Raw genomic sequence first — 26284 nt, 5'->3', positions numbered from 1 at the left:
GTGTCGAGCGGTCGCCGCTCCCCCGAACGGCGACACGGACGACGATCTCGATGAGACGCGCCGTCGGCAAGGCGGACGCGTCCCGCTGGGACGATGGGACGCCCGAAACCGCCCTGCCTGCTATGTTCTGCCGCTGTGGGACGGACACAGGGGCAAGCCCATGAGTGAGACTCACGAACTGGCCGATCTTCTGCAGGAGTTGAAGGAGCGCAGCGGCCGCAGCTACACGGCTCTCGCGAGCCGCACGGGCCTGAGCCGGTCCTCGGTGCACCGCTACTGCCAGGGCCTGACGGTGCCCGCGAGCTTCGGCACGGTCGAGCGGATCGCCCGGGTGTGCGGGGCGGGGCAGGGGGAGCTGGACCGGCTGTACGGGGCATGGGCGCGGGCGGATGCGGCGGCCACGGGTACGGCGGCCACTGGTACGGCGACCACGGATGCGGCGACCATGGATGCGGCGGGCGAACCGGCCGCTGAACCGCCCGCCGAACTGCCCGCCGAGCCGCCCGCTGAACCGCCCGCCGAGCCGGTCCCCCTTCGCCGCGCTCGCCCCCGTCCCCTCAGCCTGCCCCGCCCCCTCCGTCTGCCCCTTCCCCGCACCCTGCCGCTCCCCTTCTCCCGGCATCGCCCTCGCTCGCGCACGCTCCTGCTCGCCGTGATCGTCGCCGTCGCCGTGGTGAGCGCGGTGACCTTCGACGGGCGGCCGGACCCGGGCGGCGAAGGCGGGGGCACCACGGCGAGCGGCGGCACAGGGAGCGGCGGCGGCACGGCGGACCGCTCCTCCGGCCAGCGGACCGACGGCCCGTACTGGGCCCTTGCGCCCAAGCCGCTCGACCCCGAGTTCTTCGGCATCACGATGAACACCGACACCGGCCTCATGCCGGACTTCGCCGTCGGCGGGGTCCGGCTGTGGGAGAGCGAGACCCGCTGGGCCCAGGTCGAGCCGGAACGCGGGAAGTTCGACTGGAAGATCCTGGAGCGCTCGGTGCGGGGCGCCGAACGCAAGCACCTGCCCATCCTGTTCGTGTTCGGAGGCACTCCGGGCTGGGCTGCTCCCGAAGGACCGAAGACGCCGTACCCGGAGGACTCGCGCGCCGCGCCCCCCGACGATCTCGCCGACTGGGAGCACTTCGTCGAGAAGGTCGCCACGCGCTACCGCTCCCGCATCGCGGCGTACGAACTCTGGGACAGCGTGGGGGCCACGTCCCACTACGCCGGGAGCATGGCCACGCTGGCCAAGATGGTGCGCGTCGCGGCACGGATCATCCGGCGCGTCGACCCGGACGCGAAACTCGCGTGCCCCTCCTTCGGCAAGCTGTGGGAGCCCGAAGGCAGGGAACTGCTCGCGAGGTTCGTGCGTACCGGGGCGTACGAGTTCTGCGACACCGCGGCGCTCAAGCTGCACCCGCGCCGGGCCGACGGGCCGCCCGAGGAGATCATCGAACTCGCGGCGAAGGCGGAGGACGTCTTCCGCAGACACAGCGTGGGCCGGCGCGTGTGGAACACCGGCCCCGGCGCGGAGATCGACGACGGCGCCCACCTCTCCGCCCGCCGCGCCGACGACTACGCCGTGCGCTTCTACCTGGTCGGCCTCTACGCCCGTAAGTCCTTCGTCGAACGGATGTACTTCTACGCCTGGGGCGGCAGGAACATCCCCCTGGTCGTCCAGCCCGTCGGCGGCCCGCCCGCGGAGCCGGGCCGCCGCATCGGCCGCCTCCACGCCTGGCTGGCCGACAAACGGATCACCTCCTGCGGCAAGGGCAGGGGAGTCGGCCTCCCGGACGGCGTCTACGAGTGCCTCTTCCGTCCCGGCGACACCCGTGAGCCCGACCCGGCGGGCCCCCGCTTCGCGGTCCGGTGGACCCAACAGGGCCGTGCGGTGGCCGAGTTGGACGAGGGGGCACACCGGCTGCGCCGGACGGGTGGCGGGGTGCGGCGGGTGCGGGCGGGGGAGCGGGTGGTGTACGGGGAGAGCCCGGTGCTCGTGGAGTACCGCGCGTGAGGGAGTCCGCGGGGGTGCGGTGGCTGCTCGGGGGCGGGGTGGCCGTTCTGGTCGCCGGGTGCGGATGGGCGGGGTGGTCGGTTCGGGGCGCAGAGCTCGGGCCGCAGGACGTGGCCGGGGTCCTGGGGGTGCCGTTGGGGGTGCTCGGGATCCTGGTGGGGGCGGGGGTCAGTCTCAGTGCGCTGCGGTTGCAGCGGGCCAGTGACGCTCGCGCGGTCGCCCTCGACCAGCTCGCCCGTGCCGTGGAGGACGTCGAAGTCGCCGAGCGCACGCACATGTTGGGCACCGGGGCGCATCTGATCGACCTGCCGGTGGAGGTGACGCCCCGGTGGGGCGGCGCCGAGCCGCCGGGGCCGCAGCGGTTGTCCGACGTGGCGCAGTGGTACTGCGCGGAGCCCGGACGGCTCGTCATGACCGGGGAGCCGGGGGCCGGGAAGACCGTGTTCGCGGTGCACCTCGTGGTGCGGCTGCTCGGCGTGCGCGGAGCCGAGGACGCCGTGCCCGTACGGCTCGCCATCCGGGATCTGCCTCCGGCGCGGACCCGGCGCCGCTGGTGGGGCGGGCGGCGGACGGTCGGCGGGTTCGAGCACTGGCTCAAGGACAGTCTGGTCAAGTCCTACGAGGTGCCGACGGCCGTCGCCGCCGACCTCGTCTCCCGGCGGCTCGTCGTTCCCGTACTGGACGGGCTCGACGAGATGGACCCCGAGGACGGGGAGCCCGAGCGGGCCTGCCGGGCCCTCGCCGAACTCAACGCCTACCAGGCCGTCGGCGGCAGCGCCCCCCTCGTCCTGACCTGCCGCGAGCAGCGGTACGCGGAGCTGTCCGGCCTGCACACGTGGCTCCGCGAGGCCACGCTGCTGCGCGTCGGCGGCGTCGACGCCGAGCAGGCGCGGCGCTACGTCGCCCTGCGGTCCGACGGACGGTCCTCCCCGATGGACGCCGTCGTCGACGCCATCGGGGACGGCACGGCGGGCGGGGCCGTCGCCGACGCCCTGAGCTCGCCGTTCTATCTGGGGCTCGCCTTCGCCGTGTACGGGGAGTCCCCCGACGTGGCGCCGCCGGTGTCCGGTGCTTCGGCCGACGAGATCCGTGAGCAGTTGCTGGCCCGGTACGTCCCGGCCGCCACCACGTCCGCCAACGCCGCGGTGCGGCGGGCGCGGGGGAGCCTGACCGGGGACCGGACGGTGTGGGGACGGCAGCGGGAGTACGCGCCCCGGCGGGTCCACCGGTGGCTGGGGCGCATGGCCGCTGCGGCGGAGCACGGGGGCGCGACCCACGGGCGGGTCGTCGGGCCTCACGTGACCCGTGCCGCGTCGGCCCTGACGGTCGCCGTCGCCGCCGCCGGCGCGCTGTACGTCGTGCCCGACCTGGTGCGCGGGCTCGTACCCGAGGAGTGGTGGGCCCGTAGTGAAGAGTTTCCCCACCCCCTGTTCTTCTCGGGGCTCGTCGCGCTGGCCTCCGCCATGACCCGGTCGACCATGCTGTGCGAGCACACTCCCCTGGGGTCCGCGGAGCGAGTGCGCCGGCCGCGGCTCCGGTGGCCGGAACGCCTCCGCCGAGCCCTGCGGACCACCGTCTCCGGCGGTGGCTCGACCACCCCGGTCCTGGCACTCTTCGTGCTCGGCGCCATGGTCCCCTTCAGCGACGCGTACGCCGCCGTGCCGCAGGAGGCCTGGTACGCGGTGGGCGTCCTGCTCGCCCAGTGCGCGTGCCTGGCCTACCTCATCGCCGCCATCCCCTTCGTCGCCTACCGCGACGCCCGCGAACTCGCCGCCTGCGTGGCCGCGCCCCTCGTCGCCGGGCCCGTCGTCCGGATCGCCATGACGTACGACCCGGTGCTCGCGGCCGTCTGTGGGGGCGGGCTCGCTCTTGCCGCCCTCGTGCTGTGGCGCGTCCGTGTTCTGCCCGGCTTCGCCCTGGTCGGAGGGGGCATCGGCGTCACGATCGGCGCTGCGCACGACTTCCCGGCACCGGGCGACGGTTTCAGCGGCGGCGCCTCCGTGGGCACCCTCCTCTTCTACGTCCTCGCCTGCGTCTTCCTCGGCCCCGGCACCGAGCCGCGCGCGGACGCCGTCGGCCGCGTCTGGCGCCGGGCCTCCCGGACGTCCAACCTGCCCGCCTTCGCCCTCGCCTTCATCGTGGGTCGAGGCGCCGAAGCGATGCTCGGCTTCGCCGGGGTCGTCTACCTGGTCGTCGGCTTCGGCGCCGCCGAACTCGGCGGCAGCATGGCGCGCGGCGCCTCCACCCTCGGCGGCGCCGCCCTCGGCCGGGTCCCGCCACGCCCCAGCGCGTTCCTGGCCTGGGCCTACCACGCGGGGCTGCTCCGCGTGGTGGGCGGGGAGTACGAGTTCCGGCACCGGGAGTTGCGGGAGTGGCTGGCTCGGAATCCCCGGTGACTTCAGAGCGCCATGGCTGTCCGTGCCGCCCTGCCGTCCGCTGGCGGCTGGGCCTTGGGTTTTCAGGACGGATACAGGTCGATCTTCTCGCCGTCCGGGACTTGGTAGCAGCCGGACACCAGGTCCAGGCTCAGCATCGGCGGCCCGCCCTTCACCATTTTGATGACCTTTACGCTGACCTTCTTCTTGTCGTTGTCAGCGGTCAGCGTGAGACTTCTGTTTTTGCTGGTGTTCGGCCCGTACTCGACGATCTTCCATCCGTGTTTCGGCATCTCTCGCTTGAGCCGTGCCATGGCCTCGTCGATGTCACTCGCGGAGGCAGGGGTGAAGCTCCATGGATGGAAAATACGGAAGAACTTCTTGAGGTCCTTACCTGCGCATTCGCTTACTCCGGGGAAGTTGTCGGATGCCTTTCCCTTGACGCCGATCATTTTGTACAGGCTGCTGGAGACCTCTTGCATCGCGTCGGCAGCGTCGCTCGAGTTGCTCGTGCCTGCGGAGGGAACGCCATCGGGTTCGTCGTCGGTCATGCTGCATCCCGTGAGAGTTGTGAGTACGAGGGGCACGGCGAGCGCGAAGTTGCGCACTCTGATCTTCATGGCAGATCTCTCCTACTTCGCCCGCTGCAACTCTTCGGGCACATTGGAAGAGGGCGTCTTGAGTTCCACTTCTCCCTCTCTCCCGACTACCACCAGCGCTTGGTTCAGTAGGCTCTGGGAACCTTCGTCCCAGTAGCCACTGTGGCCTTCGGTGTCCGTGGTCATCTGGTTGGCTCCGAATTCCGGGTCGCTGGGAATAATGGGCTCCTGCCAGATGTGCTCCCATCCGCCGTGGAGAAGACGACCGCCCTCCGGAACGAGGTCACCCTTGGCTTCCTCGTTCCACACGTGCCCCTTGGGGACGTCCAACTGATCGGCATGCGACACCTTGGCGCCCGGGCTGCCTGCGAAGACGACGTCATCGGAGTTGAGGTCGCCGGTCTGGGCCGCCGCGCCGATCAGTGTCGACCCGTAGGAATGGCCGATCACGGTGCGATGCGGTGCCGTGTCGCCGGTGTGCGAAGTCTCCAGACCGTCCAGGAACCGGTTGAGCGCTGGTGCACCGTCGTACGCATAGTGCTCGAAGGTGGCGTCCTTGAAGACGTCGTCGGGCGCGTCGTATCCGAGCCAGGTGACGGTGGAAACTGAATCCCCGCGGGCATTCGTGTCCGCCGTTCTCCATATGTTGACCCCGCGGTTGATGTCTCCCTCGATGTTCCCGAGTCCTGCTTTCGTTCCCGGGACGTACACCGCTTGGTGATCCGCGGTGTCCGGGTTTCCGTTGGCTATGATCGCGCGGCCGTCTCCCGCCGTGCTGAATCCCAGCAGGTAAGCGTTGGGCAGGCCTCCGGCGCCGGCCGCGTCGAAGCGTGTCTGGATCGCGTCCATACCGTCGATGGGCTTGTGGGCGTTCCTTCGTTCCTCATCCCATTTCTCCCATGCGGGGTTGCTGACCTTGACCCGCTCTTCGATGGTCCCGGTCATGGGATTGATATAGGACGTGTACCGAGGGGGCGCCGGGTTGTTCTTCAGCCAGGTGTCGTACTCGCCCTGTGCGACCCCGCGGGCCTCGGCGAGCACCATCCGGTTCGCCTCGTCCCGGACCGGGGACGGCAGTCCGTCGAGGTTGCCCACGGAGTCCGGCCGCATGGCGATCCATGCTGCCTTCTCGTCGCCGTCCAGGCCCTTCCACCACTCCGCGTTGGCCTTCGGGGTGCCCTTCTCGGGCGGCTGCGGCAGCGAGTCGAGGTATTCCTTGCCCGCCGACTTCACCCCCTTGGTGTCCGACGCGGCGTCGGCCCAGTCGCGGTCGCTGACCGTCAGGTCGTCGTCGGCCTTCAACGCCCGCAGCTTCGGAGCCCACTTCGAGTCGGCCTCCGTCGCTTCCTTGAGGGCCGTGGCGATGGCGTCCGCGCAGTCCTGGGCGAGGCGGGCCTTGGGGTTGGGGTTGAAGTCGGCCGCCTGGCGGCCGACGGCCGAGGCGGTGTCATCCGTCAGGCCGCCGGCCTTGCCGCCCTCCGGAGTCTTGCCGTCCTTGTCCTTGTCGCCGCCCGGCGGATAGCTGACCGAGCCGTCGGGATGCACGGTGAGGCCCCCGGCCTCGGCGTCCGCCAGGGCGGCGTCGAGCTTCTTCTTGGCCGCTTCCATCTCGTACGAGAACGCGTCCAGGGCAGAAGCGACGAGGCCGCACTCGGTCTGGACGTAGTGGAAGTTCTTTCCCAGTTCCGCCAGTTGCTTGATCGCCGCCGACGCGGCCTCGCCCTTCAACGACTTCCGCATCGCTGCGGCGATCTGCGTCTCGACGCGGTCGTGCGCAGCCCGCGCCATGTCCGACGTACGGCGGTATCCGTTGGCCGCCTCGGCGTACTCGTTCGGTTTGAGGGCCTTGAGTGTCGCAAGATCCATGGCTTCCGACTACCGCCCCTTGCCCTGTCCGCCGATCGCGGGCGTGTCGTCGTACGCGGTCTTCAGGTTGCCGATCGCGGCCCTGACCGAATCGTCGGTCTTCAACTGGTCGTTGCCGGCCTTCTCCAGCAGCCCCGCGAGTGTTCCGCAGCGGCGGCTCACGGCCTTGACGTAGCGCTCCCAGGAGGCGTGGACCTCCTTCTGGGCGCCCGCGGTCCGGCAGCCGGTGTCCGCTCCCAGGCCGTTCTGGCCCTCGGAGAGCTGGCCGAGCGCCTTGCCGATGCCCTCGCGCAGCGAGCCGAGGTCATGGCCCGCCTTCGCCCAGGCCCTCTTGTTCGACACCAGGTCCCCGGTGTCGACCCCGGAGTCGGGCTCCGCCTGGTTCAGTTGCATTCGTGCGGTGTGCCGCTCTGCCGCGTCGGCTTTGAGCTGCTCCCACTCCTCCCATGCCATGCGTGCTGTTCCCCGTTCCGTTCCCCGTGCCGTCGGGCAACGTGCGTGTGCCAGTGCGACGTTGCAGTGATCGACTTGTACCGTACGGCTTCCCGCACGTGTGCCCGATCCGTTTCGGTCAATACGGGATCTGAGTACCCGTACTCAGGACTCGACGACCGATGTCAGGAACGCCTTCCAGGCCGGGAGGGGGAGGAGGAGGGCGGGGCCCTGGGGGTTCTTGGAGTCGCGGACTCCTATGCTTTCGGCGCGGTGGGCGACCTCAAGGCAGTTCAGTCCTTCGCCGTCGCTGTACGACGACTTGAACCAGGCGGCCTCGGGGGTCGGTTGGTGGGCGTTTGTGTGCATGGTCATGGGTCAGAGCTCTCGTTGTAGTTGGGTCAGGATTTCTTGCGTGCGCTCGGGCGGCTCCGCGGAGGCCGCCATGCTGTCGAAACGACGGGTGAACCGGTCGACTTCGCGGCGCTTGTCCGACGTGAGTGCTCCGCTCCAACTGTCGATCTGGACTCGGGCCGGTAGCGGGTCGCCGAAATCGAGGATCGCGAAGTCGCTCACCGAGCGGTAGCCGTTCTGGAACGGCAGTACCTGGAGCGTGATGTGTTCCAGGGACGCCATCCTGGACAGCTTCTCGTACTGCTCGTGCATCACCTCCGCCCCGCCGACCGGGTAACGCAGAGCGGCCTCCCCGAGGATGGCGCGCAGCTCGACCGGGTTCTCCCGGGTGAGGCATTCCTGGCGCCTCATGCGCACTTCCACGGCGCTGCGGATGAACTCTGACGTGGTCTCCTCCACCGGCTTGTTCAGGTCGTGGATGGCCTGCGCGTACCGCTGTGTCTGGAGCAGGCCGTAGACCAGTGTGGGGTGGTAGATCCGCATGCTCTTGGCCTCTGGTTCAAGGCCGACGAAAGCCGGCATGCCGGGCTTCATCTGCCCTCGGTACTGCGTCAGCCAGTCCTGACGGGATGTCTCCCGGTTGAGGGCGACGAACGACTCGACGACCTCCTCGTCCGTAACGCCGTACTTGGTCAACGCCTTCCGCAGGTCGCCTACGTTGCGGAAGTTCAGGGCTCCGTTCTCGATCCGCAGCAGCGATGCCTCGGAGATGCGCAGCCCTTGGACCGCCTGCTTGCGTGTCAGCCCGCACTCCTCCCTCAACTGCCGCAACTGAAGACCGAGTTCCAGCCTCTGCCCGGTCCGTCCACGCTTGGCCGCCATGTGTACCGCCCGCGTTCCCTTGTGCGTGTCACCTGCCCTTGCGTGCGGAGTGTGACACCTCGTGTGCGGCTGTCGCAGCCGCATGTGCAGATCCGCGCATAGTCCATCTTTCCCCGTCCTTGAAATTTCAGAGAAGTTCGATTGTGAGCGAACGGGGGCGCCCGCGACGGTAGTTGCATGACCAACCCCACCGCGCTCCCCACCCGAAACTGGTTCGCCAGCTACCCCCTCACCCCTGCCTCCGCCCGGCTCGCCCGGCAGCACGTGCGTCGGCGCCTTGGCGCCTGGGGGTGGCAGGGTGACCTCGACGACGCCGTCCTCGTCGTCTCCGAGCTCGTCACCAACGCCGTCCGGCACGGCAAGGTGAGTGGCCACCACCTGTGGCTCCGGCTCGCCCTCGCGGAGGACGACGAGCTGATCGTCGACGTGTCGGATCCGAGGCGGGAGTTCCCCGGGTTCGAGGGCGGGGGCATCGCTTCCGGTGAGGGTGGTCGTGGGCTGCTCGTCGTGCGTCAGCTCGGCCACGGTCTGGAGTGGTTCCTGCGGGACGGGCAGGGCAAGACCGTCCGCGCCAAACTCCCCCCGTCGACCTGAACAACCCGCCCCCCCCACCACAACCAGGACACCTTCCTCCTGGTCATGGGTAAAACTCAGAGCGTGATCACCACCTCCGCGCGCCTCCTGCGCCTGGTCTCGCGCTGATGCTCGATGACGAAGAAGCCTTCGCCGTGGCCGTCGGCCTGCGCGAGGCCGCGCTCGGCGGCGGCCCGGGCGGTGAGCAGGCCGCGCTGTCCGCGCTCCTGAAACTGCGACAAGTACTGCCGCGCCCGATCCTCGACCGGCTCGGTGAACTGGATGCCGCCGTGCCTGCCGCCGGGCCCGGAGAGTCGCAGATCATGTCACCGACGAGAACGTCTGACGTCGGCGAGGGGGAGGGCGGGGGGCGTCAGGCACCCCGCCCCGACGGCCCCTCCTGCGCCCGCTCGGCGGCCATCTCCGCCACCAACTCCGTCGCCTCCGCCGGAGGCAGCCCCGCCGCGCACAGGAACGTGACCGCCGCCGCCCGTCCGGCATCGGCTGGTTCCATCAGGCCGTCGTTCACGGTCTCCATCAGGGCGAACATGATGTTCTCGACGACGTAGGCGAGGGCGTTCGCGGGCATCGGCGAGACGAACCTGCCCTCGTCCAGGCCCCGTTGCAGCATCGCGGTGCCGCGCTCGTGGACGGGGGCGAGGCGTTCGCGGATGCCCTCCATGGCGATGGCGCGCTGCGCGAGGGAGATCAGCAGGCGGTAGCGGTCGGTGACGTCCCAGACGGCGAGCATCGCGCTGGCGACCGCGCGGGGCGGGTCGTCGACGCCCTCGTACCCGGCGGCGTGCGCGGCGGAGACCGCCTCCACGGCCTCGTCGAGGATCGCGGTGACGAGGGCGTCCCGGCTCGGGAAGTGGCCGTACACGGTGCGGCGTACGACGCCGGCGGCGCGCGCGATCTGGTCCATGGACGCGTCCGGGTCCCGGGTCAGCTCGGCGAAGGCGACGTCCAGGATGCGGCGCCGGTTGGCATCGGCGCGGGCCTGCGCGGCGGACACGGGGGCGGGTGCGGCGGCGGATGCGGCGGCAGGCGCGGCGACCCCCGTGGAGGGCCCCGCGGGGGGCGCGGACGGCGTCGGCGTCGGCTGCGTACGGCTCATGGGCTCATTCTGCCGCTCGACAGGTAATTGCACAGCGATGTGCAACACAGCCGCTCATCGCGTACATTGCACAGGTGCGTGCAATTGCACAGCGCTGTGCAAGATCTGCGCTGTGCGGGATCCGAGTGTGCCGTGCGCGCCCTGCGGGCGACGGCGGAAATCGTGAGGGGTGGACCCGATGTCTTTGCTGATCAGGGAGCCGGTCGAGCGGATGGACCGGCCCTACGCCCGCCGCTGGTGGGCGCTGGGTGTGCTGTGCCTGAGCCTGCTGATCGCCGTCATGGCGAACACGGCGCTCACGGTCGCGGCCCCTGACATGACCCGCGACCTCGACCTGTCCAGCTCCGACCTGCAGTGGGTCATCGACGCGTACACCGTCCCGTACGCCGCCCTGATGCTGCTGTTCGGCGCGATCGGCGACAAGTACAGCCGTCGTGGCGCCCTCGTCCTCGGGCTCGTGGTGCTGAGCGCGGGAGCCGGGGCCGGGGCGCTCGTGGACAGCGCGACCGCCGTGATCGCCGCCCGCGCGGTGATGGGCGTGGGCGCGGCCATGATCATGCCCGCGACGCTCTCCCTGCTCGCCTCGACGTTCCCGCGCGAGGAACGGGCCAAGGCGATCACGCTGTGGGCCGCCACCTCCGGCATCGCCATCGCCGCCGGACCCCTGATCGCGGGCGCGCTCCTGGAGCACTACGGCTGGGCCTCGACGTTCCTCATCGACATCCCGGTGGCGGCGGTCGCGGTCCTCGGCGCCTTCGTCCTCGTACCGCCGTCGAAGGCCGCGGACCAGGGGCGCATCGACTACGTGGGCGGGCTGCTGTCCGTCGTCTGGATCGGCGCGCTCATCTACATGATCATCGAGGGTCCGGGCTTCGGCTGGGGCGCGAGCGCGGTGACCGCGGCCGTGATCGCCGCCGTGGGCCTGGCCCTGTTCGTCGTCTGGGAGCTGCGGCACCCGCGGCCCGTCCTGGATGTGCGGAAGTTCGCCGAGCGCGGCTTCTCCGGCGCCAACCTGGCCGTCGCCCTGTTCTTCGTGGCCGTCTTCGGCGCCTTCCTCTACCTCACCCAGCACCTCCAGTTCGTCCTCCAGTACGACCCGCTGGAGACCGGCATCCGCATGCTGCCGCTGGCCGGAGCGGTGTTCCTCGGCACGGCCCTCACCGGCGTCCTCACCCCGCGCCTCGGCGCGAAGGTCATGGTGACGGCGGGCATGGTCGGCGGCACCACGGCCCTCGCCCTGCTCACGGCCACCGACGCGGGCTCCACGTACGGCGACTTCGTGCCCGCGCTGATCATCCTCGGCGTCTCCCTCGGCTTCGCCGTCTCGCCGTGCACGGACGCCATCATGGGCGCCTTCCCGGAGTCCGAACTCGGCGTCGGCGGCGCCGTCAACGACACCTCCCTCGAACTCGGCGGCTCCCTCGGCATCGCCGTCCTCGGCTCGGTGCTCGCCACCTCCTACGCCGACGGGCTCGCCGACGAGACCAAGGGCAGCAAGCTGCCGGCGTACGCCCTGGAGCAGGCGCAGGACTCCGTGGGCGCGGGCGGCGGCGTCGCCCAGGCCATCGGCGGCCAGGCCCGCAAGCTCGCCGAGCAGGCCGGGGCGCCCGGCACCACGCCCCAGAAGGCCGCCGAGCTGAAGGCCCAGGCGGGCGAGCTCGCCCAGAACGCCGAGCAGATGAAGCACGCGGTGGGCTCGGCGTTCTCCGACGCGGTGGCGCACACGAGCCTCGTCGGGGCGGTGGTCCTGGGCGCCGGGACGCTGATCGTGGCCTTCCTGCTGCCGAGGAAGGGGCAGGAGAAGCGGCCGCAGGAGTCCGCAGGCGAGGGGCCCGAGGGCGCCCGCGAGACGGTCAAGGAGCCGGTGGCGCAAGGCCGGGGGTGAGTCGGTGGCGTCAGGCCAAGAGTGAGCCGGTGGCGTAAGCCGGGGCCAGGTCTGTCCGGTGGGTCGGCGCGTCGGCGTCGGCCCACCGGACAGGCTTCAGTCGTGTGCCGGCTCGGTCCGGGCGGCCGCCCGGCTCCGCCGCCACTGGTCCATGACGTTCCGCAGCGCCTCGTTCACGAGCAGCAGGAACTCGGCGGACGACGCGAAGCGGTCCCCGGCCGGGGTCGCGGCCCCCAGCACGTCGGAGCCCCGCTTCGACGCCGCCGCGAGCACGTCGTTCATCTGAAGGGCCGCCAGCGTGGACCGGAGCCAGATCTCGTCGTCGACGACGTAGTGCTCGCGGCGCGCTCCGGGAGCCCGTTCCCGCGTGATCATCCCCTGCTCCTCGAGGAAGGTGACGGCGTGTGAGATCGACGCCGGGCTGACCCGCAGCCGCTGGACCAGCTCGGCGGCGGTGAGGGCGCCGGAGTCGGCGACGAGCAGGCAGGCGAGCACCCGGGACATCATCCGGGGAAGGCCCTGCTGCAAAAGGAGTTCGGTGAAGGACTCCGTGAAGTCCTGGACCGCCCGCGGGTCGCGCCCGTGGCTGCTGTCGGGCAGCGGCGGGGCGGGTGGCGCGTCCTGTCTCCGGCGGCGCGCGCGGTGCCGGGTGGCCTCCTGTGCCCGGTCCGCCCCGTAGTTCTCCGGGCCGCCGTTGCGGGTGACCTCCCGCATGATCGTCGAAGCGGGCCGCTCCAGGCGGCGGCCGATCTCCGTGTATCCGAGCCCCTCCGCAAGTCCCGCGGCGATGAGTCGTCGCTCCTCGGTGGTGAGTCTGCCTCCGGGCATCGGTGTTCCTCTCTGGTCCGTTCCGGTCCGCTCCGACCGGCTCTGATCCGCTCCGACCGGTTCTGGCCCGATCCGACCGGTTCTGGCCCGTCGCCCCGCGCGGGGCTCGGCGCCCGCACCTGCGAAGTATGCGTTCATTGACAGCCCATTGCAATCGCGACTCACGTCATCCCTTGCGTTCAGTTCCAGTCTCATTGCAATAGGAATGCTTCATTCCCTATGTAGACGGGGAGATTGCTGCTGATTGACCTTTGACGGATCTCTGAATGCAATGTACCTTCGTGCTCGTTCAGTGATTGCTGAACGAAAGTGACGGTACGCAAGGGGGTTCGGGATGGGCAAGGGCAACGGCTTCTCCGAGGCGGGGCTCGACCGGCTGCGCGAGGTACTGGCCCGGCACGTCGAGTCCGGCAGGATCCCCGGGCTCGTCGCGCTGGTCGGCCGGGGCGACCGGACGCACGTCGAGGCGGTGGGCACGATGCGCCACGAGGGCGGCGCGCCGATGGCCCGGGACACGATCTTCCGGATGGCGTCCACGTCCAAGCCCGTCACGATGGCGCCGGTGATGGTCCTGCTCGACGAGTGCAGGCTGCGCCTCGACGACCCGGTGGACGAGTGGCTGCCCGAACTCGCCGACCGCCGGGTGCTCAAGCGGATCGACGGCCCGCTGGACGACACCGAGCCCGCGCGCCGGTCGATCACCGTCCGCGACCTGGTCACCTCCACGTTCGGGCTCGGCATCGACCTGACCGCCCTCGGCACGCCGATCATGAACGCGGTCTTCGGGAGCGGCGTGTTCAGCCAGGGCGCGTCGCCGCTGCCCGGCCCCGACGCGTGGATGCGCGGCCTCGGCGAACTGCCGCTGATGCGGCAGCCCGGAGAGCGCTGGCAGTACCACCTCAGCCACGACGTGCTCGGCGTGCTCGTCGCCCGGGTCACGGGGCAACCGTTCGAGACGTTCCTGCGCGAACGCGTCCTGGACCCGCTGGGCATGAAGGACACCGGCTTCCACGTCCCCGCCGACAAGCTCGACCGGCTGCCGCCGAGCTACGCCCCCGACCCGGAGTCCGGCGAGTTCCACGTCTGGGACGAGGCCGTGGGCGGGCAGTACAGCTCACCCCCGCCGTTCCAGGCGGGCGGCGGCGGCCTGGTCTCCACCGCCGACGACTACCACGCGTTCTTCCGGATGCTGCTCAACGGCGGCGTCCACGGCACCGAGCGGATCCTGTCCCGCCCCGCCGTCGAGCTGATGACCACCAACTGCCTCACGCCCGAGCAGGAGAAGGCCCGCACCGCCCTGGCCCGCGACAGCGTCCAGGTCTCGTTCGGCCAGGGCCAGCAGGGCGGCTGGGGCTTCGGCATGGCGGTGCGCACCTACCGCGGCGACTACGCGCCCATCGGCCAGTTCGGCTGGGACGGCGGCACCGGCACCTCGACGTACGCCGATCCGCACACGGGCCTCACCGGGGTCCTGCTGACCCAGGTCGGCCTCACCACGCCGCACCCGGCGCGGCTCATCCACGACTTCTGGACCACGCTCTACCAGGCGATCGAGGACTGAGTCCCGCCCCGCAGACGTACCCAAGAACCCCGCTCGGAACAGCAAGAACCCTGTTCGGAACAGCGAGTACTCCCGTTCAGAACACCTCTCTCACCGAATCCAAGGAGCACACCACCATGTCCGTCACCCTCACCGACCAGGACAAGTCCACCCTCCGCACCGCCGCGTACGGCGCCGTCGCCCTGATGGCCGCCGCCGACGCCACCGGCAAGCCCGGCAAGGTCGCCGCCGAGGGCTCCGTCGCCCTGACCTCCGCGACCGGCCTGGTCGGGCACGTCCTCGCCGACTACCCGAAGGAGAGCGACCTCAGCGGCAAGTCCGTCGCCGACATCGCCGATCGCGTGCTGCCGGACCTGACGGCGGCCATGGCCCTGCTCAAGAAGCAGGACCCCGCCGAGGCCGCCAACTTCCGCACCGCCGTCCTCGTCGCCGTCGAGACCGCCGCCCGGGCGGCCAAGGGGCAGCCGAGCCCCGTCCTGGTCGACATGAACCGCAAGATCACCGAAGCCCTCGACGCCGCCTGACGGCAGGCAGGGTGACGGAGGGGGCCGGGCCGCGAAGGCCCGGTCCCCTCGGCTGTGCCCCGGCTATGACCCGTACGGGATCCGTACGAACGACTGGTTGCCGGTCCCGACCGTGCTCGCCGCGTTGCCGATCGCGTTCCACACCTCGACGCGCACCTTGCCGTTCGTCATGGTGCCGTGCGCGCCGGTGGCCGATCTGAGTCCCCGGGACTGGGTGTAGTGCTCGTATCCCGGTACCGGATCGGTGGCGAAGTACTGGTACGTCTCCGTGCGTTCCCAGGAACCGTCGCCCGTCCGGTCGTAACTCACCCGCACCTGCTGGCCGTTGCCGACCGCCGAGCCCGCGTCGACGAGCAGGTCGAACTCCGTGGCCCCGCCGCCGTAGCGGCCGTTCACGCCGGTGGCCGTGAACGTCTGCGGGCTGTGCGGGGCGCCGTCGTGGTTGGCGCCGCCCGCCGACGCGAGGGTGGTGGCCGCCGCTGCGCCCGTCGCCGGGCCGAGGGTGCCGCCCGGGCGCAGATGCAGGGTGGAGGGCGTGCCGGGGTCGCCGCCCCCGCCGCCGCGCGTCCACACCGCCACGTAGTCCACGGCCATCGCGCGGCCCGGCACGGTGGCCGCGACCGGCGTCGCCCGGCCCGCGACGCCGTCGGGGAACGCGCCGCCCATCGCCACGTTCAGGAGGATGAAGTAGCCCGCGTGGTTCGTCATGTTGTTCCACGCCTCGGCGCCCACCCGGTTCTGGTCGACGCTGTGGTACAGCTGCCCGTCGACGTACCAGCGCAGCACGTTGGGGCTCGCCGACCGGTCCCACTCGAAGCGGTACGTGTGGAAGGCCGACTGGCACGAGGAGCCCGGGCAGGCCCGGCTCGCGCCGATGCCGTTCGTCTCGTTGCACGGCCCGCCCGGGTTCACCCCGCAGTGCAGCACGCCCCACACCGAGTTGATGCCGTTGACGTTCTCCATGACGTCGAACTCGCCGATGCCCGGCCAGTTCCAGTAGTTGCCCCGGTAGGGCGCGCCGAGCGCCCAGAACGCGGGCCAGTAGCCGAGCGCCTGCTCACCGGTGACGTTCGGCATCTGGATGCGGCCCTCGATGGCGAGGGTGCCGTTCGCGGGGGCCTTGAAGTCGGCGCGCTTGGTCTCGATGCGGGCCGAGGTCCAGTTGCCCGCGCCGTCCCGCAGCGGGGTGATGCGCAGATTGCCGTTGCCGTCCAGGCTCAGGTTGTCGGGCGACGAGGTGTAGTTCTGGATCTCGCCCGTGCCCCAGTTCGCGGGGCCGCCGGGGTAGTTGTGGCCGGTGTCGATCTGCCAGTTCGCGGCGGAGGGCAGCGAGCGGGCGGGACCGTTGAAGTCGTCGCTCCACTGCAGGGTCCAGCCGGGGGCCGGGGGGACGTCGCCCCGGGCTTCGGCGGGGCTCAGCAGGGCGGCGCACAGGCCCGCGGCGGCGAGCCCGGCGAAGAGCGGGGTCGTGCGTCTCGTACGGAAGAGGCGGCTCGTGCGGCTCGTGCCCATGGGGCACCTCCGTGAGGCTGGGGGTGGTGGGGCGGGGCTGTTCGCTGAGAGCGCTCTCAGGGTTTTGTAGTTGTGGGCGGCGGCGCCGTCAATGGCTGTACGCCGTCAACTTCCCGAAGGCGTGGACGGGTTCACCGCCGGGGTCCGGTCCGGTGCGGAATCCGGTTGCGCCCCGCACCGGCCGCCCCGCAGGCTGAGAGGTCAGCACCGGCGTGCCGCCTGACCAGCGGCAGCCCGGACGAGGCCGCACGAGGAGTGGACGAATGGACCAGGGGGAAGACAGGGTGACGAAGATCGTGGCGGGGCGCCCGGAGGGGGACGGGAGCGTCGGTCCTGAGCGCGTGAGCCAGCTGTTCGAGGAGTTCCTCGAAGCCGTCGCCCGCCCGGCGCGGGCCGACGGCACGGACCGGGACCTCACCGCGCGCCTGCGCGCCCACCTCGGCATCGAGCCCGGCGAGGCCCCCGTGGTCAAGGCCACCTACGCGCCGTACGACCACCCGAACGTCCACCTCGCCCTGGAGCGCTGGTTCACGGCCGGGTCGCGCTCGTACGAACTGCTCGGCATGACGGGCTCCGACCACCGCAACCACTACTCGCTCTCGGAGATCATCGAATCCGCCGACCGCTACGACAAGTTCGTGGTCGGCGCCGTCGACTACACCCATCTGCCGATCTCCCCGGACGACGAACTCGCCTGCGTGTCCTTCGGGTTCTACCTCGGCACGGAGCGCACCCCCGACGGCGGCGAGGAGCGCTTTGTCGCCCTGCTGCGCGGCCCGAACGAGGACTACGGCCGCGAGAAGGTCCAGGTCGAGGTGCTCGCCGCGTCCCGCGACACCGCCCGGCGGCTGCTCGCCGGCGTCGACGCGTACCTGAGCGAGCACAACATCTTCCGCGGCCAGGTCCTGTCCTTCCAGGGCGACGCCTTCGGCGAGGGCCTCGGCCCGTTCCGCTTCCACCGCCGCCCGGGCCTGACCCGCGACCACATCGTGCTCCCCGACGGCCTGCTCGACCGGGTGGAGCGGCAGGTCGTGGGCGTCGCCCGGCAGCGCGAGCGGCTGCGCGCGGCGGGCCAGCACCTGCGCCGCGGCCTGCTCCTGTACGGGCCGCCCGGCACCGGCAAGACGCACACGATCCGCTACCTCCTCTCCGGCCTGCCCGACTTCACCGTCGTGCTGCTCTCCGGCACCACCATCGGCGCCATCGGCCCGGCCTGCGCCCTCGCCCGGATGCTCCAGCCCGCCCTCGTGGTCCTCGAGGACTGCGACCTCATCGCCGAGTCACGTGACTTCGGCGGCGGCGAACAGCCGCTGCTCTTCCAGGTGTTGAACGAGATGGACGGCCTCGCCGACGACGCCGACGTGGCCTTCCTGCTCACCACCAACCGCGCCGACCTCCTGGAGCCCGCCCTCGCGCAGCGCCCCGGCCGCGTCGACCTCGCCGTCGAGATCCCGCTGCCCGACCCTCAGGGGCGGCGCCGCCTGCTCGACCTGTACGGCGGCGCGCTCGGCCTCGACGAGGAGGTCCTCGCGGAGACCGTCGAGCGCACGGAGGGCACGACGGCGTCGTTCGCCAAGGAGCTGGTGCGGCGGGCCGTGCTCATCGCCGCCGAGCGGGACGCGGAGACCGGCGCCCAGGACGTCCGTGCGGCCGTCGGCGAACTCCTCTCCGACCAGGACCAGTTGACGCGTCGGCTGCTCGGCGTCTCGTCGGGCGAGGGCCCCGACGATCCGGGGGACGACTTCGTCGCCTTCGAGGCCGAGGCCGAGGGCGATGACGAGGGCGATGACGACGGTGACGACGACGGCGGTGGGCGCGGTGGCGGTGGGGGCCGCCCGCGTCCCCGTCACCCCGGTCCGGGGCGCCCGGGTGAGAACGGCGGCGGGTTCTTCACGGCGTCGAGCAGCTCCTTCAGCTCGTAGCGCGCCCGGCAAGCGTCACCCCGGACAGTTCCATGCGCGCTCCCCGCGGTGCTCCCGGATGCCATGAACGTACGACATGAGGGGGGCGGGGAAGGGAGTCGACGGGATCTTCGGGTCCGCCGCGCCGACGCGACCGCTGACCGTGTCGACGAGGGCCGCTCACCGCACCGGCGTCGCCGGACTCTCCCGCCGCACCAGCCGCGCGATCGCCGGGACGGGGAACAGGAGCAGCGCCAGGTTCGGGATCCACCACGTCGGGGACCAGTCGCCGCGCAGCGCCCAGAACACGACGGCCTGGAGCCCGGCGGTGCTGGTGAGGGTGAGGGAGACGAGCATCAGGGGGCGCCAGGCGATCCGCTGCGGGCTTTCGTCGCAGCGCTCGCGGCGACACAGGTACAGGGACGCGAGGCCGGTGGCGCTCGCGGCGACGTCCAGCGGCAGGAACGAGTAGTTCCAGTCGCTCATCACCGGGTCGTCGTAGTCCTTGTACGCGTACTCGGCGGGGATGAGGCCGAGCAGCGCGGCGCTCCAGTACACGAGGAAGCCGACGTCGGTGACCAGCATGGCGACCTTGACGGCGGTGAAGCCGGGGGTGCTCGGCCGGTCGGCGCGGGGTCGTGGCGGTGCCTGGACCATCAGTGCTCCAGGCCTCCGCCCACGTACATGACCACCACGCCGATGGTGATGAGCAGGGCGCCCGCGACCGTGGCGAGGCGGACGCTCTCGTCGAACAGGAGCACACCGCCGACCAGCGCGCCGATGGTGCCGAGCCCGGACCACACCGCGTACACGGGGCCGACGTCGAGGGTCTTGAGCGCCTGGGCGAGGAACACGAACGCGGCGCCGTAGCCGAGGACCACGAGGACGGTCGGGCAGAGGCGGGTGAGGCCGTGCGAGGCGCGCAGGGAGAGGGTGGCGGCGATCTCGGAGACGATGGCGCCCGCGACCAGGAGGATTCCCATCAGCCGGCCTCCTCGGTCTGGTCGGCCTTCTCGGCCTGGTCCGGCTCCTCGGTCTGGTCGGCCTTCTCGGTCGCGCCGGTCTCCTTCGCCGGGCCCGTCCGGTCGGGCGAGTCCGTCCGGTCGGTCGGGCCGGCCGGGGCGGTCCGCTGGGTCAAGTCGGTGAGCAGCCGCCTCAGTTGGCGGTGGTCCTCGCCCTTGGGGTCGGCCAGGCCGAGGAGGCGGGCGGTCCACCAGCCGTCGACGGCCATGCGGACGAGGGTGGCGACGCCGGGGGCCAGGCCGTCCTGCTCCAGGCGCGACTGCCACGTCCGATAGCGCTCCTGGAGGATGTCGAGCACCTCCGGGCCGTTGGCCGCCGCCAGCAGGGCGACGGGGACCGAGTCGGAGGCGGTGGTCTCGTCCTCGGGGGCTTCGGCCGGGATCGAGGCGTCGAGCCAGGCGCGCGCGAACGCGCCCGGTGGTGCGTCCGGGCCCGGCAGCACTTCTTCGAAGCGGTCCGCGAGCCGCTCCACCACGCCCTGCACGAGGGCCAGTCGGGTCGGGAAGTGGTAGAGCAGGCCGCCCTTGCTCACGCCTGCCTCCGCCGCCACCGCGTCCAGGCGGATGGCGTCCACACCCTGCTTGACCAGGAGTCTCTCCGCCGCGTTCAGGAGTCGGTTGCGCACGCCTCACACCGTCTTTCGGTCGTCGGTCGTTCTTGTTCTCTGATCACATTCAAAAGATCGCTGATCTTGTTTCCGTGGTCGAGTTCTGATTTTCCGACCGTCCAGACGGTCGAATGCAGGCTAGCATGGCCGGTGAGCGGGGTGCGTGGGCATTCCGCGGGGGGCGCCGGGGAAGCGGAACGGTTAATTCTGCATTTCGCCGCACCGGCTTGGTCAAGAGATTGGTTGACGCTTTCGTCGAAAGTTGTCTAAAGTCGCTGCCTGGCTGATTCGGTCGACGAATCCCAGCCGGAATTGATCATCAATCGGGGGCTGCATGTTCGAGTCATCTGCGTATTAACTCTCTGTGTCAGCCGGTGGACGGGCCCCTCGCGCCCGTTGCCCGCGGGTTTCACGCTGCCCGCCGGCGCCGGTATCTGCCCAGGTCAAAGGCGACCATACGAGTCCGCTGCGGCAGCGGCGGGCGCTTTCACCGGTTCGCTCCCATGCTTCGGATGTTTCTGCCGACGGCGCCTGTGTCTGCCCGTGCCCAGGGGAATCCGGTGGCATGCAAAGTCCTGCGCGCATCCCTGAATCCGGTGCGGCTGTGCCGTGCGTTCTGCTTGACAGGGTGCGCCTGAATTCACAGAGGGAAATAAATGTTTAATGCATCGGAACCACCCGACCTATTCTCCCGCTGCGCGAGTTATACCGTGGCGTCCGACCTGATGAAGGCCGGTCTCTACCCCTACTTCCTGCCGCTCGCCGGACAGGAGGGGGCGACCGTGCGCAGGAGCGGACGGGAACTGATCATGTGCGGCTCGAACAACTACCTGGGCCTCACCGCCGACCCGCGTGTCCACGCCGCCGCCCGCGCCGCGCTCGACCGGTACGGCAGTTCGAGTACCGGATCCCGCTTCCTCAACGGCAACACCGACCTGCACGAGGAACTGGAGGCCGAACTCGCCGACTTCCTCGGCAAGCCCGCCGCCCTGGTCCTGTCCACCGGCTACCAGGCCAACCTCGGCGCCCTCGCCGGACTGCTCACCCCGCGCGACTACGCCGTCGTCGACCGGGACGCGCACGCCTCCCTCGTCGACGGCTGCCGACTGAGCGGCGCCAAGGTGCGCAGGTTCCCGCACAACGACGCCGAGGGCTTACGGCGCACCCTGGAGCAACTGCCCGACAGCGCAGCCCGGTTGGTCATCGTCGACGGCGTCTACTCCATGGAGGGAGACATCTGCGACCTGCCCGCCATCACCGCGGTCTGCGCCCAGTACGGCGCCCGGCTCCTGGTCGACGACGCGCACGGCCTCGGCGTCCTCGCGGGCGGCCGCGGCACCGCCGCCCACTTCGGCCTCACCGACCAGGTCGACCTGATCACCGTCACCTTCAGCAAGGCCCTCGCCTCCCTCGGCGGCGCCGTCGTCGGCAGCGAGGAGGCCATCCACTACCTCAAGCACAAGGCCCGCAGCCTGATGTTCAGCGCCTCCATGACGCCCACGAGCACCGCCGCCGCGCTCACCGCGCTGCGGATACTGCGCGCCGAGCCCCACCTCGCCACCGACGTCCGGGCCAAGGCCGACCACGTCCGGCGCGGGCTCATCGCCGCCGGGGTCGGCACCGGTGAGAGCACCACGCCGATCATCCCCGTGCCGGTGCCCGACGCCGAGGGGACCCTCGCCATCTGGGAACGCCTGGTCCGCGCGGGCGTCTACGTCAACCCGGTCCTGCCGCCCGCCGCCACACCCCGGCTGCGGACCAGCTACATGGCCACCCACACCCGGGCCCAGCTCGACCGCGTCGTCGAAGTCCTCGGCTCCGAACCCGAGTTGCGGCGCGCCGGGGACCGGGTCGCCTCGTCGGTGAGCGTGGCGTGAATTCCCCGGCCCAGGAGGGGCGCGCGGGGCCGGGGGGCGCCGACTCCTCCGGCCCCGGTCTCGCCCTGGTCGCCGCGGCGGGCGCGGCCGGGGTGTCCGCCGCTGCCTGCTTCGACCCGGCGGGCGGCCCCGGCGTGCCGAGGCTTTCGCTGCTGGGCTGGGCCCTCGGGCTCGCCGCGGGCGCGGTGCTCGCCCGGCGGGGCGGCTTCGTCCGCCGGAGCCGGGTCGCCCACCGCGGTGCCCCTGGTCCGCGCGGCGGCGACCTCCGCCCCGTTGTCGCCGCCGCGCTCCTCGTCCTCGGCACGGCGCTGCTGTGCGCGGGTGGCGGGGGAGCGGCCGCCGCCGCGGTGGCCGCGCTGTGCGTGTGCGGGGCGGGGGCGGGGTTCGTGGGCGTGGCGGCGGTGGCCGGGACGTCGGCGGGGCCGGGGGCGGCAGGGGCGTCGCGGGTGTCCGGGGTGTCCGGCGTCGGCGGGGCCGCGGTGTCCCGGTACGCCGCCCTGGTCGCCGTCGCCCTCGCCGCGGGCGTCCTCGCCGCCGCCTGGTGGCTGCCGCAGGCGCGGGGCGCCGCGGGTGTCCTCGCCTGCGCGGCCGGACTCCTGTACCTCGCCCGCGCGGCCCCCGCGCCGAGACCGGCCCGCTGACGCCCGGCCCCCGGGCACCGCGGCGTCGGGCACCCACCGCCGAAGCCCGGCCCACCACCGGGCCGGGCGCCGACCCGCCGACGTACAGCCACCGCAAGGGCGGGCGCCGACCCGCCCACGTACCACCACCGCCCCGCACCCAGTCCCACCGCCCCGCACCCAGCCCCACCGCACGACCCACCCCACCCCACCACCGAACCTCACCCAGGGAGATCCGCACATGTCCCGTATACGTCTAGCCGCCCGTGCCCTGCGTCTCGCGTTGAATCGGGCGCACGCCGATCCGACCGCGGACTACGACGCGGCGAGCTCCGACTACGACACGTTCTTCAGCCCCGTCATGGGCGGGCACTCCACCGCGGCCCTCGCCGAGGTGCCCATCGCGCCGGGGGACCGCGTCGTCGAACTCGCCTGCGGCACCGGGCACTTGACGGCGGAGATCATCCGGCGCCTGGACGGCAGGGGCTCCGTGCGGGCCATCGACAAGTCGCCGGGGATGCTGGACGTCGCCAGGCGGAAGGTGGACGCGCTCACCGAGGGCAGGCCGGGCCTGGACGTCCGGCTGTTCGTGGACGACATGGACGCGTTCATCCGCACCCAGCCCGACCAGAGCGCCGACCTGGTCGTGGTCGGCTGGGCCATCTGCTACACCAAGCCGACGCGGCTGCTCGCGGAGATCGGGCGGGTGCTCAGGCCGGGCGGCCGGGTCATGGTCATCGAGACCAGGGCCGACGCCCACCAGGCGCTCACCGAGGGCCTGGAGCGGGTCTTCGCCGACGACCCCTCGCTGCTCACCAGCCTCATCCGGGTGTCGCTCCCGAAGAACGCGGCGGCGGTGGCCGGCTGGTTCGGCAAGGCGGGCCTGACCGTCACCGGGCAGCGCGACGGCGCCCAGATCATCCCGGCGCACACCCCGGCGGCCGTCCTGGAGTGGGTGCAGCGCTCCGGCGCCGCCGCGGGCTTCAAGACCGCCGTGGACAACGAACGCCAGCAGCTCGTCCTCGACCGCGTCGAGGCGGCCCTCACCGAACTCCTCGAACGCCAGGGCACGTTGGACATCCAGCACACCTTCGTCGTGGTCACCGGCGCCAAGCCCGTCACCCCCCGCGCCCGGCACGGGGCCCGCACCGGCGAGGAGGCCGGCGTCGCATGACGAACCCGACCAGGGCCGTGGGCCCGCCCGCGCCCGCGCCGCCGCCGGGGGACGGCGACCGGACCCGTCCCGGCCCGGCACGCGGCGCCGTCCAGCGGGCCCTGCACCGCTTCGCCGAGAGACTGGCCGCCCGGCCCAAGACCGTGATCGCGGTGTGGGCGCTGCTCATCGCGGTGTGCACGCCCTACGCCCTCGGCCTCGACTCGGTCCTCACCGACCAGGGCGCGTCCAAGGTCGTCCCCGGCACCAGCAGCGCCCGCGCCGACGAGCTCACGAAGAAGGCCTTCCCGCACCGCTCCGAGCGTGAGGTCACCGTCGTCGTCGAAGCGCCGGACGTGCGCGCCGACGAGGTGCGCGCCCTGTTCGCCGCGCTGGACGGCAGGATCGCGAAGCTGCGCGGCACCGGCGAGGTCGAGCGCACGTCGTCCGCGTACACCCTGTACCGGGACGCGACCGCCGCGTTCCTCACCCAGGTGCGCGACGGGGCCCGGGCCGCGGCGGACGACGCGAAGGGGCGGCGCGCGCACGTGGACCGCGAGGCGGACCGGGGCCGGATCCCCGCCGCGCTCGCCGGGCCCGCCAGGGAGGCCGTCGAGGCGTCCGACGGGGCCGCCGTCACCCGGATCGCGGGGAAGTTCGCCGCGGCCACCGACTGGCGCGGCTACCCGCTGCCGGTGCCGGGCGACGCGGTCGCGCGGCTCATCTCCGAGGACGGCGAGTACGCGCTCGCGTCCGTGAGTTACACGGACAAGGCGGGCGCCGACCCGGACGTGGAGGGGCTGCGCGACACCGCCCGCGAACTGCTCGCCGACAGCGGCCTCGGCAAGGCCGCCGAGGTGCACGTCACCGGTGAACTCGCCCTCATCCACGACACGTACGAACAGGCCGAGGCCGACAACTCGCTGATGGAGTCGGTGGCGTACGTCATCATCTTCGTCATCCTGCTGGTGTTCTTCCGCGCCCTGGTGCCCGCGATCCTCACCCTCGCCGTCATCGGCCTGTCCATGAACGTCAGCCAGGCGGGTCTGCGGCTGCTCGGCGAACAAGTGACGCTCACTCAGTTCACCGTCACCATCATGACGTTCGTGATGCTGGGCGCGGGCGTCGACTACAGCATGCTGCTCTCGTCGCGCTACCGGCAGGAACGCCTCGCGGGCCGCCCGCCGCGCGAAGCGGCCGTGCACGCCACCGTGCACGCGGGCGAGAGCATGCTGCTCGCCGCCGTCGCGGTGGCCCTCGCCTTCGGCGCGACCCTGCTCTCGCCGGTGGACTGGATCCCGCCGCTCGGCTACGGCGGACTCATCGGCATCCCCATCGTGCTCGCCGCCGCGCTCACCCTCACGCCCTGCCTGCTGGTGCTGCTCGGCGACCGGTTCTTCGCCGTGGGCCGCGACCCGCTGTCGGACCTGGAGCACAAGGGCGCGATGGGCAGGCACCTGCGCCGCACGGCGGAGTTCGCACGCCGCCGCAAGGTGTGGATCGTGGTGGCGTTCCTCGCCGCGACCATCCCCTTCGCCCTCCTCGTCGCGGGGAACCGCTCCACGTCCGACCCGGTCGCCCTCAGCCCGGCCACCGACTCCCGCGACGGCTTCGAGACCGTCGCACGCGAGTGGGGCGACGCGGCCGTCATGCCGACCATCGCCGTCGGCCGCGCCGAGTCCGGCGTCGTCCGCGACGGGCGCCTCACGCCCGAGGGGCAGGCGGCCGTGGCCCGGCTCACCGACCGCATCGCCGACGTCCCCGGCGTCGCCTCCGTGGACTCCGCCACCCACCCCTTCGGCACGCGCTGGTCCGACCGGCAGCTCGCCGAGGCGGGCCCCCTCGACGACTACGTCTCCCGCGACGGCACCCTGCGCTTCGTGATCGCCCTCGACGACGATCCGTACGCCGAGGCGGCCGCCGCCACCGTCGACCGCGTCGAACGCGTCACCGCCGAAGCTAGCGGCAGCGTGGGCGAGTTGGAGGTCGGCGGCACCACTCAGGTCGACCGGCAGTACGGGGCGGCGCTCAGCTCCAGCTTCTGGCAGATGGTCGCGCTCGTCAGCGTCGGCGTCTTCGTGATGCTGATGTTCACGCTGCGCTCGCTGCTCGTACCGCTGCGCCTGATCGCCACCATCATGCTCAGCAACGTCTGGGCCGTCGGCCTCACCGTGCTGATCTTCCACCACTGGCGCGGCGAGGCGATCATCGACGACCTGCCGATCTTCCTCACCGTCCTGATGATGGGGCTCGGCATGGACTACGAGATCTTCCTCGTCACCCGCGTCCGCGACCTGCTGCGCGGCGGCCTCTCCCAGGAGGAGGCCACGATGAGGGCGGTCGTCGACACCGGGCGCGTCATCAACGCGGCGGGTCTCGTGATGGCGGGCAGCCTCGGCACGATGGCCCTGTCGTCCACGCTGATGCTCCAGGAGTACGGCGCCGGGCTCGGCCTCGCCGTCCTGCTCGACGCCACCGTCATCCGCATGCTCTTCGTCCCGGCCACCCTGCTGCTCCTGCGCAAGTACAACTGGTGGCTGCCCGGCCTCGGCGTCCGCGGGCGCCGCCTGGACAAGGCGACGGCGGGGTGACACGC

At 71.7% G+C, this 26284-nt stretch carries 22 protein-coding genes and 1 pseudogene; 12 read left to right on the top strand and 11 right to left on the bottom strand.

Annotated elements, in window-relative coordinates:
- Positions 1-160 precede the first annotated feature (160 nt).
- Together QUY26_RS11495 and QUY26_RS11490 are read left to right on the top strand one after the other, a co-directional pair.
- Complete coding sequence (locus tag QUY26_RS11495) at positions 161-1999, top strand: helix-turn-helix domain-containing protein (RefSeq protein ID WP_289945648.1); 1839 nt, start codon at positions 161-163, stop codon at positions 1997-1999.
- On the top strand, positions 1996-4395 hold the full coding sequence (locus tag QUY26_RS11490; RefSeq protein ID WP_289945644.1) for an NACHT domain-containing protein: 2400 nt from the start codon (positions 1996-1998) through the stop codon (positions 4393-4395). Before QUY26_RS11495 ends, QUY26_RS11490 begins: the two co-directional genes overlap by 4 nt.
- A gap of 62 nt (positions 4396-4457) precedes the next feature.
- Here the strand turns inward: QUY26_RS11490 and QUY26_RS11485 are convergent, their stop codons facing one another.
- The 5 genes from QUY26_RS11485 to QUY26_RS11465 form a co-directional block, all read right to left on the bottom strand.
- Positions 4458-4925, bottom strand: a complete 468-nt coding sequence (locus tag QUY26_RS11485) for a hypothetical protein (protein WP_289945643.1) — start codon at positions 4923-4925, stop codon at positions 4458-4460.
- An 81-nt stretch (positions 4926-5006) separates the two neighbouring features.
- Positions 5007-6761, bottom strand: a complete 1755-nt coding sequence (locus QUY26_RS11480; protein WP_354670680.1) for an alpha/beta hydrolase — start codon at positions 6759-6761, stop codon at positions 5007-5009.
- Positions 6762-6848: 87 nt separating this feature from the next.
- Positions 6849-7292, bottom strand: a complete 444-nt coding sequence (locus tag QUY26_RS11475; protein WP_289945640.1) for a hypothetical protein — start codon at positions 7290-7292, stop codon at positions 6849-6851.
- Between the two features lie 144 nt (positions 7293-7436).
- Entirely contained in the window at positions 7437-7646 is a 210-nt protein-coding gene (locus QUY26_RS11470) for a DUF397 domain-containing protein (RefSeq protein WP_289945638.1), read from the bottom strand.
- A gap of 3 nt (positions 7647-7649) precedes the next feature.
- On the bottom strand, positions 7650-8507 hold the full coding sequence (locus QUY26_RS11465; protein ID WP_289945635.1) for a helix-turn-helix domain-containing protein: 858 nt from the start codon (positions 8505-8507) through the stop codon (positions 7650-7652).
- A gap of 177 nt (positions 8508-8684) precedes the next feature.
- On the opposite strand from QUY26_RS11465, the gene QUY26_RS11460 reads away from it, so the two are divergent.
- Both QUY26_RS11460 and QUY26_RS11455 read left to right on the top strand, forming a co-directional pair.
- Positions 8685-9101, top strand: coding sequence for an ATP-binding protein (locus tag QUY26_RS11460; protein ID WP_289945633.1), 417 nt, complete (start codon positions 8685-8687; stop codon positions 9099-9101).
- Positions 9102-9178: 77 nt separating this feature from the next.
- Positions 9179-9373 (top strand): annotated as a pseudogene (locus QUY26_RS11455) (transcriptional regulator); the annotation flags it as partial.
- A gap of 80 nt (positions 9374-9453) precedes the next feature.
- On the opposite strand, the gene QUY26_RS11450 reads toward QUY26_RS11455, so the two are convergent.
- Positions 9454-10197 carry a TetR/AcrR family transcriptional regulator gene (locus QUY26_RS11450; RefSeq protein WP_289945631.1) on the bottom strand — a complete coding sequence of 248 codons (744 nt, stop codon included), beginning with the start codon at positions 10195-10197 and terminating at the stop codon, positions 9454-9456.
- A 178-nt stretch (positions 10198-10375) separates the two neighbouring features.
- On the opposite strand from QUY26_RS11450, the gene QUY26_RS11445 reads away from it, so the two are divergent.
- Positions 10376-12082, top strand: a complete 1707-nt coding sequence (locus QUY26_RS11445) for an MFS transporter (protein ID WP_289945630.1) — start codon at positions 10376-10378, stop codon at positions 12080-12082.
- A gap of 96 nt (positions 12083-12178) precedes the next feature.
- Here QUY26_RS11445 and QUY26_RS11440 read toward each other — a convergent pair whose 3' ends face one another.
- Positions 12179-12910: a GbsR/MarR family transcriptional regulator gene (locus tag QUY26_RS11440; protein WP_289945628.1), complete on the bottom strand. Its 732-nt coding sequence runs from the start codon at positions 12908-12910 to the stop codon at positions 12179-12181.
- A gap of 334 nt (positions 12911-13244) precedes the next feature.
- Here QUY26_RS11440 and QUY26_RS11435 point away from each other — a divergent pair, with 334 nt between their 5' ends.
- Both QUY26_RS11435 and QUY26_RS11430 read left to right on the top strand, forming a co-directional pair.
- A complete protein-coding gene (locus QUY26_RS11435) occupies positions 13245-14471 on the top strand; it encodes a serine hydrolase domain-containing protein (RefSeq protein ID WP_289945626.1) in 1227 nt (408 codons plus the stop codon).
- Between the two features lie 116 nt (positions 14472-14587).
- Complete coding sequence (locus QUY26_RS11430) at positions 14588-14995, top strand: hypothetical protein (protein ID WP_289945624.1); 408 nt, start codon at positions 14588-14590, stop codon at positions 14993-14995.
- A gap of 63 nt (positions 14996-15058) precedes the next feature.
- Here QUY26_RS11430 and QUY26_RS11425 read toward each other — a convergent pair whose 3' ends face one another.
- Positions 15059-16507, bottom strand: coding sequence for a glycoside hydrolase family 16 protein (locus tag QUY26_RS11425; protein WP_289945623.1), 1449 nt, complete (start codon positions 16505-16507; stop codon positions 15059-15061).
- A gap of 263 nt (positions 16508-16770) precedes the next feature.
- On the opposite strand from QUY26_RS11425, the gene QUY26_RS11420 reads away from it, so the two are divergent.
- Positions 16771-18429: an AAA family ATPase gene (locus QUY26_RS11420; protein ID WP_289945621.1), complete on the top strand. Its 1659-nt coding sequence runs from the start codon at positions 16771-16773 to the stop codon at positions 18427-18429.
- 159 nt (positions 18430-18588) lie between these two features.
- Here the strand turns inward: QUY26_RS11420 and QUY26_RS11415 are convergent, their stop codons facing one another.
- Genes QUY26_RS11415 through QUY26_RS11405 form a run of 3 tightly spaced genes read right to left on the bottom strand, consistent with a single transcriptional unit; the run spans position 18589 to position 20056 of the window.
- Positions 18589-19065 (bottom strand): DUF5360 family protein, encoded by a 477-nt coding sequence (locus QUY26_RS11415; protein ID WP_289945619.1) that lies wholly within the window; start codon positions 19063-19065, stop codon positions 18589-18591.
- Positions 19065-19391, bottom strand: a complete 327-nt coding sequence (locus QUY26_RS11410) for a DMT family transporter (RefSeq protein ID WP_289945618.1) — start codon at positions 19389-19391, stop codon at positions 19065-19067. The genes QUY26_RS11415 and QUY26_RS11410 overlap by 1 nt, the downstream gene beginning before the upstream one ends.
- Complete coding sequence (locus tag QUY26_RS11405; RefSeq protein ID WP_289945616.1) at positions 19391-20056, bottom strand: TetR/AcrR family transcriptional regulator; 666 nt, start codon at positions 20054-20056, stop codon at positions 19391-19393. The genes QUY26_RS11410 and QUY26_RS11405 overlap by 1 nt, the downstream gene beginning before the upstream one ends.
- Before the next feature lie 692 nt (positions 20057-20748).
- Here QUY26_RS11405 and QUY26_RS11400 point away from each other — a divergent pair.
- The 4 genes from QUY26_RS11400 to QUY26_RS11385 all read left to right on the top strand — a co-directional run bounded on the left by QUY26_RS11400 (position 20749) and on the right by QUY26_RS11385 (position 26279).
- Positions 20749-21915 (top strand): aminotransferase class I/II-fold pyridoxal phosphate-dependent enzyme, encoded by a 1167-nt coding sequence (locus QUY26_RS11400; RefSeq protein ID WP_289945614.1) that lies wholly within the window; start codon positions 20749-20751, stop codon positions 21913-21915.
- Positions 21912-22556 carry a hypothetical protein gene (locus QUY26_RS11395; RefSeq protein WP_289945612.1) on the top strand — a complete coding sequence of 215 codons (645 nt, stop codon included), beginning with the start codon at positions 21912-21914 and terminating at the stop codon, positions 22554-22556. The genes QUY26_RS11400 and QUY26_RS11395 overlap by 4 nt, the downstream gene beginning before the upstream one ends.
- A 220-nt stretch (positions 22557-22776) precedes the next feature.
- Positions 22777-23709: a class I SAM-dependent methyltransferase gene (locus QUY26_RS11390; RefSeq protein ID WP_289945611.1), complete on the top strand. Its 933-nt coding sequence runs from the start codon at positions 22777-22779 to the stop codon at positions 23707-23709.
- Positions 23706-26279: an MMPL family transporter gene (locus tag QUY26_RS11385; RefSeq protein WP_289945609.1), complete on the top strand. Its 2574-nt coding sequence runs from the start codon at positions 23706-23708 to the stop codon at positions 26277-26279. Before QUY26_RS11390 ends, QUY26_RS11385 begins: the two co-directional genes overlap by 4 nt.
- The last annotated feature ends 5 nt before the right edge of the window (positions 26280-26284 follow it).

It is taken from the genome of Streptomyces flavofungini, assembly GCF_030388665.1.
GTDB lineage: Bacteria > Actinomycetota > Actinomycetes > Streptomycetales > Streptomycetaceae > Streptomyces > Streptomyces flavofungini_A.
Note: the sequence above shows the minus strand (reverse complement) of the source record. Positions and strands in the feature narration are given on the sequence as shown.